Annotated in this window: 14 protein-coding genes; 11 read left to right on the top strand and 3 right to left on the bottom strand. The window is 74.9% G+C overall.

Annotated features, from left to right (window positions below; all coding sequences use genetic code 11):
* The first annotated feature begins 7 nt into the window (after positions 1-7).
* The 6 genes from ACFYXE_RS19675 (at position 8) to ACFYXE_RS19650 (ending at position 6,989) form a co-directional block, all read left to right on the top strand.
* On the top strand, positions 8-739 hold the full coding sequence (locus ACFYXE_RS19675; protein WP_389313966.1) for a GntR family transcriptional regulator: 732 nt from the start codon (positions 8-10) through the stop codon (positions 737-739).
* 59 nt (positions 740-798) lie between these two features.
* The gene (gene pucD / locus ACFYXE_RS19670; protein ID WP_389313964.1) at positions 799-3,108 is read left to right on the top strand and encodes a xanthine dehydrogenase subunit D; all 2,310 of its coding nucleotides are present in this window, start codon (positions 799-801) and stop codon (positions 3,106-3,108) included.
* A gap of 77 nt (positions 3,109-3,185) precedes the next feature.
* Positions 3,186-4,115 (top strand): amidohydrolase family protein, encoded by a 930-nt coding sequence (locus ACFYXE_RS19665; RefSeq protein WP_361179025.1) that lies wholly within the window; start codon positions 3,186-3,188, stop codon positions 4,113-4,115.
* A 192-nt stretch (positions 4,116-4,307) separates the two neighbouring features.
* Complete coding sequence (locus ACFYXE_RS19660; protein ID WP_389313962.1) at positions 4,308-5,051, top strand: aspartate/glutamate racemase family protein; 744 nt, start codon at positions 4,308-4,310, stop codon at positions 5,049-5,051.
* Positions 5,038-6,426: a UbiD family decarboxylase gene (locus ACFYXE_RS19655; protein ID WP_389313960.1), complete on the top strand. Its 1,389-nt coding sequence runs from the start codon at positions 5,038-5,040 to the stop codon at positions 6,424-6,426. Before ACFYXE_RS19660 ends, ACFYXE_RS19655 begins: the two co-directional genes overlap by 14 nt.
* Positions 6,417-6,989, top strand: a complete 573-nt coding sequence (locus tag ACFYXE_RS19650; RefSeq protein ID WP_361179034.1) for a non-oxidative hydroxyarylic acid decarboxylases subunit B — start codon at positions 6,417-6,419, stop codon at positions 6,987-6,989. Before ACFYXE_RS19655 ends, ACFYXE_RS19650 begins: the two co-directional genes overlap by 10 nt.
* 6 nt (positions 6,990-6,995) lie before the next feature.
* On the opposite strand, the gene ACFYXE_RS19645 is transcribed toward ACFYXE_RS19650, so the two are convergent.
* Entirely contained in the window at positions 6,996-7,376 is a 381-nt protein-coding gene (locus ACFYXE_RS19645) for a DUF488 domain-containing protein (RefSeq protein WP_389313958.1), read from the bottom strand.
* A 144-nt stretch (positions 7,377-7,520) separates the two neighbouring features.
* Between ACFYXE_RS19645 and ACFYXE_RS19640 the strand changes: the two genes are divergently transcribed.
* The 3 genes from ACFYXE_RS19640 (at position 7,521) to ACFYXE_RS19630 (ending at position 10,894) form a co-directional block, all read left to right on the top strand.
* The gene (locus ACFYXE_RS19640; protein ID WP_389313956.1) at positions 7,521-9,071 is read left to right on the top strand and encodes a bifunctional phosphatase PAP2/diacylglycerol kinase family protein; all 1,551 of its coding nucleotides are present in this window, start codon (positions 7,521-7,523) and stop codon (positions 9,069-9,071) included.
* Positions 9,072-9,243: 172 nt separating this feature from the next.
* Positions 9,244-9,930 (top strand): PadR family transcriptional regulator, encoded by a 687-nt coding sequence (locus tag ACFYXE_RS19635; protein WP_389313954.1) that lies wholly within the window; start codon positions 9,244-9,246, stop codon positions 9,928-9,930.
* 280 nt (positions 9,931-10,210) lie between these two features.
* Positions 10,211-10,894 carry a glycerophosphodiester phosphodiesterase gene (locus ACFYXE_RS19630; RefSeq protein ID WP_389313952.1) on the top strand — a complete coding sequence of 228 codons (684 nt, stop codon included), beginning with the start codon at positions 10,211-10,213 and terminating at the stop codon, positions 10,892-10,894.
* Here the strand turns inward: ACFYXE_RS19630 and ACFYXE_RS19625 are convergent.
* Positions 10,884-11,450, bottom strand: a complete 567-nt coding sequence (locus ACFYXE_RS19625; RefSeq protein ID WP_389313950.1) for a GNAT family N-acetyltransferase — start codon at positions 11,448-11,450, stop codon at positions 10,884-10,886. The two genes, ACFYXE_RS19630 and ACFYXE_RS19625, sit on opposite strands and share 11 nt — an antisense overlap.
* Before the next feature lie 80 nt (positions 11,451-11,530).
* Here ACFYXE_RS19625 and ACFYXE_RS19620 point away from each other — a divergent pair, with 80 nt between their 5' ends.
* Complete coding sequence (locus ACFYXE_RS19620; protein ID WP_361179906.1) at positions 11,531-11,923, top strand: VOC family protein; 393 nt, start codon at positions 11,531-11,533, stop codon at positions 11,921-11,923.
* Between the two features lie 3 nt (positions 11,924-11,926).
* Here the strand turns inward: ACFYXE_RS19620 and ACFYXE_RS19615 are convergent, their stop codons facing one another.
* A complete protein-coding gene (locus ACFYXE_RS19615) occupies positions 11,927-13,465 on the bottom strand; it encodes a carboxylesterase/lipase family protein (protein ID WP_389313948.1) in 1,539 nt (512 codons plus the stop codon).
* A 294-nt stretch (positions 13,466-13,759) separates the two neighbouring features.
* Here ACFYXE_RS19615 and ACFYXE_RS19610 point away from each other — a divergent pair, with 294 nt between their 5' ends.
* Positions 13,760-15,106 (top strand): NAD(P)/FAD-dependent oxidoreductase, encoded by a 1,347-nt coding sequence (locus ACFYXE_RS19610; RefSeq protein WP_389313946.1) that lies wholly within the window; start codon positions 13,760-13,762, stop codon positions 15,104-15,106.
* The last annotated feature ends 93 nt before the right edge of the window (positions 15,107-15,199 follow it).

The raw sequence follows: 15,199 nt of genomic DNA, 5'->3' as shown, positions 1-15,199 counted from the left end.
GTTGGGGATGTCGACGCAGGGGGCGGTGAATCCGGTGGCGGCGGGGAGCCTGCTGGCGGACCGGGCGTACGAGGAGCTGAAGGGCGCCGTGCTCGCCGGGCGGCTGCACCCCGGGGACGCCCTGTCGGTGCCCGCACTCGCCACCCAGATGCGCATCAGCCGCAGCCCCGTCCGGGAGGCGGTGCAGCGGCTCATCCACGACGGCCTCGCCACCCATGTCGCCCACCGGGGCGCGGTGGTCTCGACGGTCGACGTCGAGGACGTCCGGCAGCTCTACGTCGTGCGGGAGGTGATGGAGGGCCTTGCGGCCCGCCTGGCGACCGAGCGGCTCGACGCCGCCGCGGTCGACCGGCTGCGCCGCCTGGTCGAGCGCCACGAGGCCCTGGTGACCGCGGAGTTCGCCACGGAGTCGGACGAGCGGGCGCACGTCGAGATGGACGTCGCCTATCACCGGCTGATCCGCGAGGCCGCGGGCAACGACCATCTGACCGCGGCCCTGGACACCATCCAGGGGCGGGCCCATCTGGCGCTGCACTCGCTCTGGCGCAGCCCGCAGGCCCCCCGGCTCGCCGTCGAGGAGCACCGGCGCATCTTCGAGGCGATGACGGCGGGCGATCCGGACGCGGCGGAGCAGGCCGCCCGCGACCACATCAGGCGGCTGCGGACCCGGCTCTCCCAGGCCGTCACGGCGGACCCGGCCGCGGGCGAGGACCACCGGGCGGTGCGGCCCATCGCCTGAGGCGCCCACCGCGCGAGGGAGCGACCACCACCCGTTCCACGGAAGGGATGTGACGGATCGTGAGCACCGTGACCGGCGTACGCGGCGGCGTGGGCGAGAGCGTGCTGCGTCCCGACGCCAGGCTGAAGGTCCGCGGCGACTTCGCGTACGCCTCCGACCTGCGCTGGGACGGCATGGTGTGGGGCGCGACCCTGCGCAGCCCCCACCCGTCGGCCCGCGTCGTGCGCCTGGACGCCACCCGTGCGCTGCGCCTTCCGGGCGTGGTGGCCGTGCTCACCCACGAGGACGTGCCGGGGCGGCCGCGGTACGGCATGAAGGTGGCCGACCAGCCGGTGCTCGCCGCCGACCTGGTGCGCTACCAGGGCGAGCCGGTCGCCCTGGTGGCCGCCGACCACCCCGAGACGGCCCGCCGCGCCCTGCGCCTGATCGACGTCCGCTACGCGCCGCTGCCCGCGCTCACCGATCCCGAGCAGGCGCTCACGGCCGCCGGACCGCTGGTCCACGAGCGGCGCGTGGACGGCGGCACGGGCAACGTCGTACGTCATGTCCGCATCCGGCACGGCGACCTGCCGTCGGCCCGCGCGCAGGCCGACGTGGTCGTCTCGGGGACGTACGAGGTCGGCATGCAGGACCAGGCGTTCCTCGGCCCGGAGGCGGGCCTCGCGATACCGGCCGAGGACGGCGGCGTGGACGTGTACGTGTCCACCCAGTGGCTGCACGACGACCGGCACCAGATGTGCGCGGCGCTCGGCCTCCCGCCGGACAAGGTGCGGCTCACGCTGTCCGGCGTGGGCGGCGCGTTCGGCGGGCGCGAGGACGTGTCGGTGCAGATCCATGCCGCGCTCCTGGCCCTGCACACCGGGCGGCCGGTGAAGATGAGCTACCACCGCGAGGAGTCCTTCTTCGGTCACGTGCACCGGCATCCGGCGAAGATGTGGTTCGAGCACGGCGCCACCCGGGACGGGCGGCTCCTCTTCGTCAAGGCGCGGCTCCTGTTCGACGGCGGGGCCTACACCTCCACGTCCCAGGTCGTCATCGCCAACGGCTCGTACTTCGCCGCGGGCGCCTACGAGGTGCCGCACGCCGAGATCGACGGCTTCGCCGTGTTCACCAACAACCCGCCGTGCGGGGCGATGCGCGGCTTCGGTGCCGTCCAGTCCTGTTACGGCGTCGAGTCCAACCTCGACCGGCTGGCCCGCGAACTCGCGATGGATCCGGTCGACTTACGGCTGCGCAATGCCATGACGACCGGGACGGTCCTGCCGACCGGCCAGGCGGTGGACGGTCCCGCGCCGGCCGCCGAGCTGCTGCGGCGGCTGCGCGCCCGCCCCCTGCCGCCCGCGCCCGAGGGCCCCTTCGGCCGGCCCGGCGGCCTCAACAACACCTCGCACGGCGAGGGCGTCAGGCGGGGCGTCGGGTACGCGATCGGGGTCAAGGCGATCGGGTTCTCCGGCGGCGTCGACGACCGTTCGGTGGCCCGGGTGCGGCTCTCCCTCGTGAACGGCGAGCCGGTCGCGGAGGTCCACACGGCCGCCGCCGAGTGCGGGCAGGGCATCGTCACCGTGCAGGCGCAGATCGTACGGACCGAACTGGGCGTGGACCGTGTGGTGGTGCTCCCCGCCGACACCCGGGTCGGCGACGCCGGATCCGCGTCGGCGTCCCGGATCACCTGGATGAGCGGGGGCGCGGTGCGGGGCGCCTGCCGGGCGCTGCGGGAACGGATCGCCGGCCTCGCCGGGGACGGCGTCACCGGCCGCGACCAGGCCCCGGGCGACGCCACCGGCCCGGGTGGGGGTGGCGCCGCCGGCCCCGGCGAGGGCGACCTCGTCGGTGTCCTCTCCGTACACGGCCCGCTGGCGAGCGAGTACACGTACGCGCACCGCCGCACCTTCCCCGTCGACCCCGAACGCGGGCAGGGCGACGCGCACATCGCGTTCGCGTTCGCCGCGCACCGGGCCGTGGTGGACGTGGACACCGGGCTCGGCCTGGTCAAGGTGGTCGAGCTGGCCACCGCGCAGGACGTCGGCAAGGCGATGAACCCCCTGGCCGTGGCGGGCCAGATCGAGGGCGGCAGCGCGCAGGGCCTGGGCCTCGCCCTCATGGAGGAGCTGCGGGTGGAGGAGGGCCGGGTGCGCAACCCGTCCTTCACCGACTACCTCATCCCCACCATCGCGGACATGCCGTCCGTCCCCGTCGACCTCCTCGAACTGCCGCACCCCGACGCGCCCTACGGCCTCAACGGCGTGGGCGAGCCGCCGACCCTGTCGTCCACCCCGGCGATCGTGAACGCGCTGCGCGACGCGACCGGCCTGGAACTGCCCAGGGTCCCGGTGCGGCCCACCGACCTCCTCGACCCGGAAAGGGGGTGAGGCGGGCCCTGCCCCGGGTCCCCACACGGTCCACCACGAAGAACACGGTCGGTACCAGCCGGGAAGGAACGAGCACCTTGATCATCGACACCCACATGCACCCCACGAACATCGTGGACCAGGCGTGGCGGCACGACGGATCCCCGTTCACGGGCGAGCGCACCATCGCGATGATGGACGGCCCCTACCTGATCAACGGCAAGCCGCGCCGGATCGACTACGGCTGCATCATGCCGCCGCCCGGCAACAGCGTCTGGCAGGACGGGATGCGGACCGGACGCGAAGGCATCCGCGACTACATGGCGTACATCACCGAGCTGGTCCAGCGGTACCCGGACCGGTTCATCGGGAACTTCATGTACAACCCGCGCTTCGGGCCGGAGAACGGCGCGAAGGAGCTGGAGTTCCACGTCAAGGAGTACGGCTACAAGATGGTCAAGCTGCATGCGAACATGCACGCCTACCGTCCCGACCGGGCCCTGGACTGGCTCCGGCCCGTCCTGCGGGTCTGCGACGAGCTGGGTGTCGTCGTCCTCATCCACACCGGCGACGGGCCGTACTCGATCCCGACGCAGTTCTACCCGATCATCCGGGAGTTCAAGGACGTCAACTTCATCCTGGCGCACTTCGGGGTGCAGACGGGCGGCGTCTACTGCTTCGAGGCGCTGTACATGATCCTCGACTCGCCCAACGTGTACGGGGAGTCCGGTTGGCTGCTGCAGTCCCGGATCGTGGAGTTCGCGCAGCAGATGGAGCGCCACCAGCTGGTGTTCGGCACGGACTCGCCGCCGAACGAGCCGGGCATGTGGGCGCGGGAGCTGGAGGTGCTGTGCGGTCCGCCGCCGCAGGGCATGCACCTGTCCGAGGAGGATCTGGAGGGCTACCTCGGCAACAACATGGCCAAGCTGCTCGGCCTGAAGCCCACTCCCCCGCCCCGCGACCAGGCGGAGGCGCAGCTGCGCCTGAAGGACACCTACGCCTCCCTGGACACGGGGGCTCGGGCGTAACTCCGGTGTGCGGGGCCGCCCTTGCCCGCGTCCGACACCTGCTTCACGCGGGTCCGGTCACGCGGGTGTCGTGTACGCGCGTTTCGTGTACGCGCGTGTCGTGACCTGTACGCGCTGGGCGGCCCCGCGCCCTCGCCCCGTCAGCCCGCCCCCCGTCGGCGCCGTCGGCACGGCGCCGGGAAACGGACCCTCATGCAGCGCATCGGCCACATCCTCCCGTCCACGTCGCTCGGCGCCGCCCGCTGGGCCTCCCGGATCTGCGCGCCCGTCGCCGTGCGGACCGCGCATCCCACGGCCCGCGCCTCGCTGCCCGAGCAGCTGTGCGGTCCCGCCACGACCGGCGGCCAACGGGCGGAACTGGTCCGCGCCGCCGAGCAGTTGGCACAGGCGGGCGCGGACGCCATCGTGTGGAACGGCGGCTCGTGCGGACTGCACGGCGTGGCGCACGCCCGGGCCGTCGTGCGCATCCTGGAGGCGACGGCGGGCGTCCCCGCCTCCACGGTCACGCTCGGCCAGTTCGACCTGCTGCGGCGGCACGGCCTGGCGTCGCTGGCGCTGGTCGCCCCGGGCTCGCGGGAGAGCGCGGGGCGCGTCGCCGACAGCTGGCTGGCCGCGGGCCTGCGGGTGGCCTCGGTCACCGCGCTGGGCCTCACGACGCCCCGCGAGGCGGCGGAGCTGCCCGTGGCGCGGCTGCGCCGGCTGCTGCTCGACGCCGACACGGCCGACGCCCAGTGCCTGGTGGTGGCGGGCACCGAGCTGCCGGTGGCGCCGGTGGCCGCGCTGGTGGAACGGCACCTGGGCAAGCCCGTGTTCGACGGGGCGCGGGTCGCGGTGCGCACCGGCCTGGATCTGCTCGGGCTGCGCGTCGAGTCCCCCGAGTGGGGGCGGCTCTTCACCGGCGACGCGCATGCGGGGGTCTGCTGTGACCGTCACTGAGCCGGACGGGCAGGACCTGCGGGCGTTCCTGCGCGCGCAGGAGGGCGCCGACGACGTGCTGACCGTGCGGGAGGAGATCGAGGGCGAGGACGTGGCCGCGCTGGTCGCGGAGCTGGCGGCGCGCGGGCGGCACGACATGCTGGTGTGCCCGCGGGTCGAAGGGCTCGGCACGACGCTGGTCACCAACGTCTTCGCGTCCCGCGAGCGGCTGGCCCGGCTCCTCGGCACCGACCCTGCCGGGCTGCACCGCGCCTACCAGGCGGCCTCGGCACGCCCCAGGGAGCCGCGGGTGGTGGCGCACGGCCCGGTCCAGGAGGTCGTGACGGAGGGCCCGGCCGTCGACCTGACCGCGCTGCCGATGATCCGGCACTTCGCGTCCGACCGCGGCCCCTACCTCACCAGCGGCGTCATCACGGCGGAGGCGCCGCCCGACGCTCCGGACCGCGCGGGCAACCTCAGCTACCACCGCTCCATGGTCCACTCCCGTACCGAACTCGCCACCAGCCTGCACTCGCGCGGCCACCTGTGGCAGTTGCTGCGGCTCGCCGAGGAGCGGGGCCGGGTCCTGCCGGTGGCGATGGTGATCGGCGCCCACCCGCTGTTCCTGCTCGCCGCGGCCGCCCGCGTCGGCCCCGGCGACGACGAACGCGCGCTGGCGGGCGGCCTGTTCGGGGCGCCGCTCGACGTGGTGGAGACCCCGCGGCACGGCATCCGCGTGCCCGCGGGGGCCGAGCTCGTCCTCGAAGGGGTCATCGACCCCGCACGGCGGGCCGACGAGGGCCCCTTCGGGGAGTTCTCCGGCTACTCCTCGGACCGCTCCACGCACAACGTCCTGACCGTGCAGAGCGTCCTGCGCCGCCGCGACGCGCTGCTGCTCGACGTGGTCGGCGGCAACAGCGCCGAGCACCTCACCCTCGCCCGGCTGCCCCGGGAGGCGGAGACGGCCGCGCAGCTCGGCCGCCGCTTCCCCGAGGTCACCGCCCTGCACTACCCCACGTCGGGCACGCACTTCCATGCGTACGTGGCCCTGCGCCAGGCCCGCCCCGGCCAGGCGCGGCAGGTCATGCTGGCGCTGCTCGGCTGGGATCCGTACCTGAAGACGGTCGTGGCGGTCGACGAGGACGTCGACGTGCGCCGGGACGCGGACGTGCTGTGGGCCGTGGCCACCCACCTCCAGCCGCACCGTGACGTGTTCCTCGTCGACGGCCTGCCCGGCAGCCCGCTGGACCCGTCGTCCACGCCGGACGGCACGACGTCCCGGATGGCCCTGGACGCCACGCGCGGCCCCGGCTTCCACGGGGTGCGCATCCGCGTGGATCCGCACCGGGCGCACACGGCCCGGCGCCTCCTGGACGGGCCGGCGCCGTGCGGCTGATCGTCGGCATCACGGGCGCCACCGGGGCGGTCCTCGGCATCCGCCTCCTGGAGGCGCTGCGGGAGCTCGGGGACGTCGAGACGCATCTGGTCCTGAGCCGCTGGGCGCGCGCCACGATCGAGCTGGAGACGCCGTGGAGCGTGCGGGAGGTCGGCAAGCTCGCGGACGTCGTGCACCGCCCGGGCGACCAGGCGGCGGCCCTCTCCTCGGGGTCCTTCGCCACCGACGGCATGGTGGTGGTGCCGTGCAGCATGAAGACGCTCGCCGGGATCCGGGCGGGCTACGCGGACGGGCTGATCGGCCGCGCGGCCGACGTCGTCCTCAAGGAGCGCCGCCCACTGGTGCTGGTCCCCCGCGAGACGCCGCTGCACGAGATCCATCTGGAGAACATGCTGGCGCTGGCCCGGATGGGCGTCAGGCTGGTCCCGCCGATGCCCGCCTTCTACAACCGCCCGGCGACGGTCGAGGACGTCGTCGACCACCTCGTGGCCCGCGTCCTGGACCAGTTCGGCCTCCCGGGGCCGCGCACGGACCGCTGGACCGGCCCGCCGCCGGCCCGCTGAGCCCCCTCACCCTGCGGGGCCCTCGGCGAGGACGGCGGACAGGACCCGCACATGACCGTGCGGGAGGTCCCTGGTCGCCGTGAGCAGGGTCAGGCGGCCCGTGCGGGCGAGCGCGCGCAGCCGGTCGAGCTCTTCGGCGCGCGCTGGTTCCGCGAGCTCCCGGCGGTAGCGCCCGGCGAACTCCTCGTAGCGCCCGGGATCGTGGCCGTACCAGCGTCGCAGCTCGGCCGAGGGGGCGAGCTCCTTGTCCCACGCGTCGAGGCGGGCCCGCTCCTTGGACACCCCGCGCGGCCACAGCCGGTCGATCAGGACGCGGCTGCCGTCGTCGGGCTCGGCCGGGTCGTAGACGCGTTTGACCCGCACGTCGAGGGGGCGGCTCGGCGTCATGGCGGGCTTCTCCGTCCGGTCGGGTCCACCCCAGACTGCGGGCGGCGGCGGACCGCCGCCAACCGGGAGGGCAGACGTCCGGCGTGTCCCCCGTTCGGGCGACCATCACGGGCCACCGCCCCGCGGCTCTGTTCAATTGAGGCCATGACGGGACGGATCGGCAGCATCGACCGGCGGTGGTTCGAACGGGTGGCGTCGGCGCGGCTGCCGGGCGCGGAGCAGGTGCTCCCGCCGCTCAGCGCGGCCGCCGACCACGGGAGGCTGTGGTTGGGCTCCGCGGCGGTCCTCGCGCTCGCGGGCGGGCCCGCGGCCCGGCGGGCCGCGCGGCGCGGCGTGGGCGCCCTGGCGCTGGCCTCGCTGACCACGAACGTCGTGGCGAAGTACGCGGTACGACGGCACCGCCCCGTCGCGGACGGCGTGCCCATGGTGCGCCGCCTCGCGAAGGCACCGTGGACGTCGTCGTTCCCCTCCGGCCACTCGGCGTCGGCGGCGGCCTTCGCCGTGGGGGTGGCCCTGGAGGCGCCCCGGTACGGCGCGCTGCTCGCCCCGGTCGCCGCCGCCGTGGCCTTCTCGCGGGTGTACGTGGGGGTGCACTACCCCGGTGACGTGCTGGCCGGCTGCGCGCTCGGCGCGGCCGCGGCGGCGGTCACCTGCTACTGGTGGCCGCCGCGCCCCTCGCCCGCGCAGCACCGCAGGACCCGGGTGCCGGTGCCCGCGCTGCCGGACGGCGAGGGCCTGGTCGTGGTCGTCAACTCCGGTTCGGGCAAGGGCGTGCCGGGGCGGCTGCCCGCGCGGGAGCACCTGGCGCTGCTGCTGCCGAACGCCGAGGTCCTCACCCTCGGCGCCGGCGACGACCTCGGCGAGCTGCTCGACAAGGCGGTGGCGCGGGCGGCCGGGTCGGGCGGGGTGCTCGGCGTGTGCGGCGGCGACGGCACGGTGAACGCCGCCGCCCGGCGGGCCGTCGCCGCCGGCCTGCCGCTGGCGGTGTTCCCCGGCGGCACGCTGAACCACTTCGCGCTCGACGCGGGCACCCCCACCTTCGAGGACACGGCACACGCCGTGCAGCGCGGCGAGGCCGTCCGCGTCGACCTCGCGCGGGTGCGCGACGGCGCGGGCGCGGACGTCACCGGCTTCGTCAACACCTTCAGCATCGGGCTCTATCCGGAACTGGTGCGCAAGCGCGAGAAGCTGGAGGGCCGCATCGGCAAGTGGCCCGCCGCCGCCGTGTCGTTCGTGGAGGTGCTGCGGACGGCGACGCCGCTGCGGATCCGGCTGGACGGCCACGACCGGGTGCTGTGGCTGCTCTTCGCGGGCAACGGACAGTACGTGCCGGACGGCCTCGCGCCCACGCACCGGCCGCGCATGGACGACGGGCTCCTGGACGTGCGCACGGTCGACGCCGAGGCGCCGCTGGCCAGGACCCGGGTCGCGCTGTCCGCGCTGGGCGGCGCGCTGCGGCGCTCCCGCGTCTTTCGCACCGAGCGCGTCGAGGAGCTGCGGGTCAGCGGCCTGGAGGACGTGGTGGCCCTCGCGTACGACGGGGAGACCGCGCCCGCGCCGGACGCCCTGGTCCTCGACAAGCGGCACGCCGCCCTGACGGTGTACAGCCCGGCCGCCCCGCTGGACGAGATCGCCCAGCGGGCCCGCACGATGACCCTGGCGGCGAACCGCCGCCCGCGCCGCGACCAGGCCTGACCCGCACCCGCACACCCGCCCGCCCCGGAGCGGCGCGCCCGCGCGGTACACCGGAACGGGGCGACAGCGCCCGCGCCGGACAGCGCGTCGACGCCCGTGCGCTCGCCCGCCGTCCCGGCCCCGCGCGCCGCACCCTTGCGCCCCGAGCCCGGCGTTCACTTCAATGCGCCCTATGGCAGCCCGTCGTACGACTCCGCACCCGGCAGCGCACCAGGACGGGGAGCGGCCCGCCGACGCGCTGCCGCCCACCGCCTGGGCCGTCCTCGGCCTGCTCTCCTTCCCCGGGGAGCGGACCGGCTACGAGCTCAAGAAGTGGGCCGACGCCTCGCTCCGGTTCTTCTACTGGTCGCCCGCCATCAGCCAGATCTACGCCGAGCTGCGCCGCCTGGAGGCCCTCGGGTACGCGACCTCGCGGCGCTCCGGGCCCGACGCGCCGCGCACCAAGCGCTCGTACGCCATCACCGAGGAGGGCCGCACGGCGCTCGCGGCCTGGGCGGACGGCGGGCAGGACGCGGGGCCGCCCGTCCTCAAGCACCCGCTGCTGCTGCGCGTCTGGCTCGGGCACCTCACGGCGCCGGACCATCTGCGGACGCTGGTCGCCGAGCACGTCGCGCGGACGCGGGGCGAGCTGAAGGAGGTGCGCGACGCGCTCGGGCGGGCGGACGGCGCGGAGGCGTGGTCCCATCCGCAGGTCGCGCTGCGCTGGAGCGAGCGCCGCCTGGAGTCGGAGGTGGAGCTGGCCGAGGCGATGCTGGCCGACCTCGACGCGCTGGACGCGGCGGGTGCGGCGCGGGGGCGCCCCGGGTCCGTGCCGCCGGGACCCCGTCAACCCGTGGCGGACGCGCCCACCCCCGGGTGAAGCGGCTCGCCCCGGCGGGGCCCACGGCGGTAGGACGGAGGGGGTCATCCGTCCCCGCCCTCCGGAGCAGCGCACCCGTGAGCACCCGCGCCGTCCTTGTCGCCGCCCTGATCACCGGACTCCTCCTCGGCGTCGCGGGCACCAGAGCGGACGGCTCCCCTCACCCGCGTCCGCACGGTTCCCCCGCACGGGCGGGCCATTAGGCTGCGACATTGCCGCGCGGCTTCCTCCGTCCTCGCCACGCGGTCGCCGAGCCTCCGTCGACGGAAGCGAGTGGATCTTGAACTTCCTCACCATCGGTCATCGCGGGGTCATGGGTGTCGAGCCCGAGAACACCCTTCGTTCGTTCGTCGCCGCGCAGGCGGCGGGCCTCGATCTCATCGAGCTGGATCTGCATCTGAGCAAGGACGGCGCCCTCGTCGTCATGCACGACGCCGACGTGGCCCGTACGACCGACGGCAAGGGGCCGATCGCCGAGAAGACCCTCGCCGAACTGCGGGCGCTCGACGCGGGGCGCGGTGAGCGCGTCCCCGTCTTCGAGGAGGTCCTCGACGCGGTGACGGCGCCGCTGCAGGCCGAGATCAAGGACGTCGCGGCCGCGCGCGCCCTCGCGGAGGTCATGCGCGACCGCGACCTGGTCTCCCGGGTGGAGGTGATCTCCTTCCACGACGAGGCGATCGCGGAGATCACCCGCCTGCTGCCCGGGGTGCGCACGGCGCTGGTCGCCAGCCGCTACGGCACGGACGTGGTGGAGCGCGCCACGGCCGTCGGCGCGACCACGCTGGTGCTCAACATCCGGCGGCTGACGCTGGAGATCGTCGAGCGCGCGCGGAAGGCCGACCTGCGGATCATCGGCTGGGTGGTGAACACGCAGGACGATCTGCGGCTGGTGCGGGCGCTGCAGCTGGACGGCGCGACGACCGACTATCCCGAGATCAAGCGGACCGGCCGCTTCACGGCCTAGGGCCCACGAGCTCCTTGACCAGCAGCTCGAACTGCAGGTCGTCGCGCTGCGGGATGCCGAAGCGCTCGTCGCCGTACGGGAAGGGCGTCATCTTTCCCGTACGGCGGTAGCCGCGCCGCTCGTACCAGGCGATGAGGTCCTCGCGGGCGGAGATCACGGTCATGTGCATCTCGGGGACGCCCCAGGTGGCGTGCGCCGTCCGCTCGGCCTCGGCGATGATCTCCTTGCCGAGGCCCGCGCCCTGGAGGGCCGGGCTCACCGCGAACATGCCGAAGTAGGCGTGGTCGTCGCGGTGTTCGAGCTGGCAGCAGGCGACGAGCTCGCCGTCCCGCTCGACGGCGAGGAGGCGGCTCGTGGTCGACTCGATGACCGCGGCGACGCCCTGCGGGTCGGTGCGCTGGCCCTCAAGGAGGTCCGCCTCGGTCGTCCACCCGGCCCGGCTCGCGTCGCCGCGGTACGCCGACTCGATGAGCGCGACGAGCGCGTCGACGTCGGCGGGGGTGGCGTCACGGTAGGTGAGGTCGCCGCCGGAGGCGGGGCGCAGGGCCGTGTCCATGGGCGGGGTTCTCCGAATCTTCGCGCGGGCGGTGCTCGGTCGAGCCTAACCCCCGGCCGGGGCGGCTAGGGTGCGGCCGCATGGTGCATGTACTGAGCAGCAGGACGCTTCTGCGCCCCACCGATCCCGAGCGCTCCCGCGCCTTCTACGGCGAGGCCCTCGGCCTGTCCGTGTATCGCGAGTTCGGCACGGGTCCCGAGCGGGGCACCGTGTACTTCCTCGGCGGCGGTTTCCTTGAGGTCTCCGGCCGCTCCGACGCCCCGCCCGCGCCCGGTCTGCGGATGTGGCTGCAGGTCGCGGACGTGCGGGCGGCGCACGCGGAGCTGGCGGGCCGGGGCGTCGAGGTGCTGCGCCCGCCGGTGCGGGAGCCGTGGGGCCTGGTCGAGATGTGGATCGCGGATCCGGACGGCGTCCGGATCGTCCTCGTGGAGGTCCCCGAGGACCATCCGATCCGCCACCGGCCGGGGATCTGACGGCTAGTCGCAGGTCAGCGGCAGGGCGGGGAAGTCGTGGTCCCGCCAGATCCGGCGGGACGCCTCCTCCGGGTAGGGCGTCACCGTCGGCCGGGTGTCGAAGAGCCGCACGAGCCGCCGCTCCTCGTCGTACGCGGGCCAGCCGGGGTCGCCGTGTGCGGCGAACGACGTCCAGGCCGCGCGCATCCGGGCGGAGAGCTCCGCCGCCGCCCCGGCGCCCGCCGTGCCGATGAGCGCGGCGGGCTGTCCCCGGTCCACCGTGCCGAACACGAGCGGCACGTCGAGTCCGTGGCAGGCGCCGAGGGCGCCGTCCATGCCGGGGGCGGGCCAGGTCAGCTCGCAGACGTGGGCGCGGCCTCCCGCGGCGGTCTGCGCCTCGGCGAGGCGCAGCGTCGGCATGCGGAACAGCCAGTCGGACAGGACCAGTTCGTAGAGCTCGTCCGGTCCTGCCGCGGGGAACGCGGCACGGTAGCGGGCCGCGCCGTCCGGTCCCGGGGCGAACGTCCGCAGGGTGGCCCCGGCCCGGTCCTCACCGATCTGGCCGAGGTCTCCGTCGAGGGCGGTGAGCAGCCGCTGCTCGTGGCGGGTGTGGCCGACGAGGAGGGCGATGCGCGTGCCCGCGCCGTCGGCGAGGGCCTGCCACGGAGTGCGGGGCAGCGTGTCGCCGTCGACGACCGGGGAGAAGAGGACCGACCGCAGGGCGGGCAGGCCCCACCGCCCGGCACAGCGCGCGCTCCGGGCGCCGACCGCGTCCGCGGCCTCGGCCAGCCGGTGCGGGGGCACGGCGGACAGGTCGGCCGCCGTGGGCCGCAGCCCCCGTTCCGCCGCACACGCGGCGGCGATGTCGGCGGCGAGCGCGGGCGTGAAGAAGGTGCCCTGCGCGCTCTGCGCGACGGCCCGGCCGAAGAGTTCGTCCGCCCGCCCGGTGGCCAGCAGCGCGGCGACCGATCCGCCGCCCGCCGACTGGCCGAAGACGGTGACGCGGTCCGGGTCGCCGCCGAAGGCGCGGATGTTCTCCCGCACCCATTCCAGGGCGGCGATCTGGTCCAGCAGGCCGCGGTTGGCGGGCGCCCCTTCGAACTGTCCGAAACCCTCGGGGCCCACGCGGTAGTTGAAGGTCACCACGACGGCGGGCCCCTGCCGCGCCAGGGGCCCGCCGTCGTACTCGGGAAGGCCGGACATGCCGATCGTGTAGGCGCCGCCCTGGATCCACACGAGCACCGGCAGCCCGGCACCGGGGCCCGGGTCGGGCGACCAGACGTTGAGGGTCAGCCAGTCCTCGCCCGCCGTCTCCCGCGCCAGCGCGTCCATGCCGAAGTGGCCGCCCTGCGGGGGCGGCGGTCCGTACGCGACGGCCTCGCGCACACCGCTCCAGCGGCCCGCCGGCCGCGGCGCGGCGAAGCGCAGGGCACCGACCGGCGGCTCGGCGAACGGGATGCCGAGGAAGACGGCGGTGCCCCTCTCGCGGCGGCCGCGGACGGCGCCGGCCGCCGTGCGGACCTCGGGCCGTTCGCCGGACACCGGGTGCTCGGTGGCGGTCATCGCGATTCCCCCTCGGGACAGGACGGGCCTCGGCGCAGGACGGGAACGGACCGTGGACGCGCGGCGGCCCGGTGCCGTCGAGCATCCCGCCGCGTCGGGGTCCCATGCCAGCCATTTACGTCCCGCGTCCAGATGCCGACCGCCACGACGTGCTGTGAACCACGTCACACCAGCAATCCATCCGAGATGCAGGGGTACAAGGCCACGGGTACGGTCCGCAGAAGATCGTCCGTAGCCCCGACCGGCCCCACCGAGCCCTGAAGTCGATCTCCCACAGCTCAGGAGAGACATCACATGGCAGCCCCCAGGATCCTCATCGTCGGCGGCGGATTCGCCGGCATGGAGTGCGCCCACAAGCTGGAGAAGAAGCTCTCGCCGCACGAGGCCGAGCTGCGGCTGATCAGCCCACAGGACCACCAGCTGTACCTGCCGCTGCTGCCGCACGTCGCTTCCGGAGTGCTCACCCCGCAGTCCGTGGCGGTGCCGCTGCGCCGGATGCTGCGCCGCACCGCGATCGTGCCCGGCGGCGCCGTCGGCATCGACCCCGAGGCGAAGGCCGTGGTCGTCCGGAAGATCAACGGCGAGGAGGTCGTGGAGCGCTACGACTACCTGGTCCTGACACCCGGCAGCGTGACCCGGCAGTTCGACATCCCCGGCGTCGACCGCTACGCGGTGGGCGTCAAGACGCTCGCCGAGGCCGCCTGGATCCGCGACCACGTGATCTCCCAGCTGGACCTGGCGGCGGCGAGCTCACACCGCGAGGAGCGCGAGCAGCGGCTGCAGTTCGTGGTGGTCGGCGGCGGGTACGCGGGCACCGAGACGGCCGCCTACCTGCAGCGTCTGACGAGCGCCGCCGTCAAGCGCTATCCGGGCCTGGACCCGTCGCTGATCAAGTGGCACCTGGTGGACGTCGCCCCGAAGCTGATGCCGGAGCTCGGGCCGCGGCTCGGCGACAAGGCGATGGCGATCATGCAGCGCCGGGGCGTGAAGGTGTCGCTCGGCGTGTCCGTCGCCAAGGTCACCGAGGACACGGTCACGCTCACCGACGACCGCGTCCTGCCCTGCCGGACGCTGATCTGGACGGCGGGCGTCGCACCGAGCCCGCTCATCGCGACGCTGGACGCCCCGACGAACCGCGGCCGGCTCGTCGTCGACGCCGACCTGACGGTCCCCGGGCTCGACGGCGTCTTCGCGCTCGGCGACGCGGCGGCCGTGCCGGACGTGGTCAAGGGCGGCGACGCGATCTGCCCGCCGACCGCGCAGCACGCCATGCGCCAGGGCTGGGCCGCCGCGCGCAACGTCCTCGCGGCGCTGCGCGGCTTCCCGCTCGCCCCGTACCGGCACAAGGACATGGGCCTGGTCGTCGACCTCGGCGGCATCCAGGCGGTGTCGAAGCCGATGGGCGTGCAGCTCACCGGGCTGCCCGCGCAGGTCGTGGCGCGCGGCTACCACCTCGGCGCGCTGCGCACGGTCACCGCCCGCTTCCGTACGGCGGCGAACTGGGGTCTGAACGCGCTGGCGGGCGACGACTACGTACGGACCGGCTTCCAAGCCCAACGGCCCGCCACGCTCAAGGACTTCGAGCTGACCGACGCGTACCTCACGCCGGAGCAGATCAGCGAGCGGGTGTCCGCCGCCTGACGGCAGGTCCATGCGGCGGGGGGGCCCGGGCGCCAGGCGTCCGGGCCCCTGCCATGGGTCCCGCACCCCGACACGGGTCCATCGGCCCCCGTC

Origin of the sequence: Streptomyces sp. NPDC002564, from assembly GCF_042889645.1 — a bacterium.
In the GTDB taxonomy this organism is placed as follows: domain Bacteria; phylum Actinomycetota; class Actinomycetes; order Streptomycetales; family Streptomycetaceae; genus Streptomyces.
The sequence above is the reverse complement of the archived record's forward strand: the minus strand, read 5'-3'. Positions and strand labels throughout refer to the sequence as shown.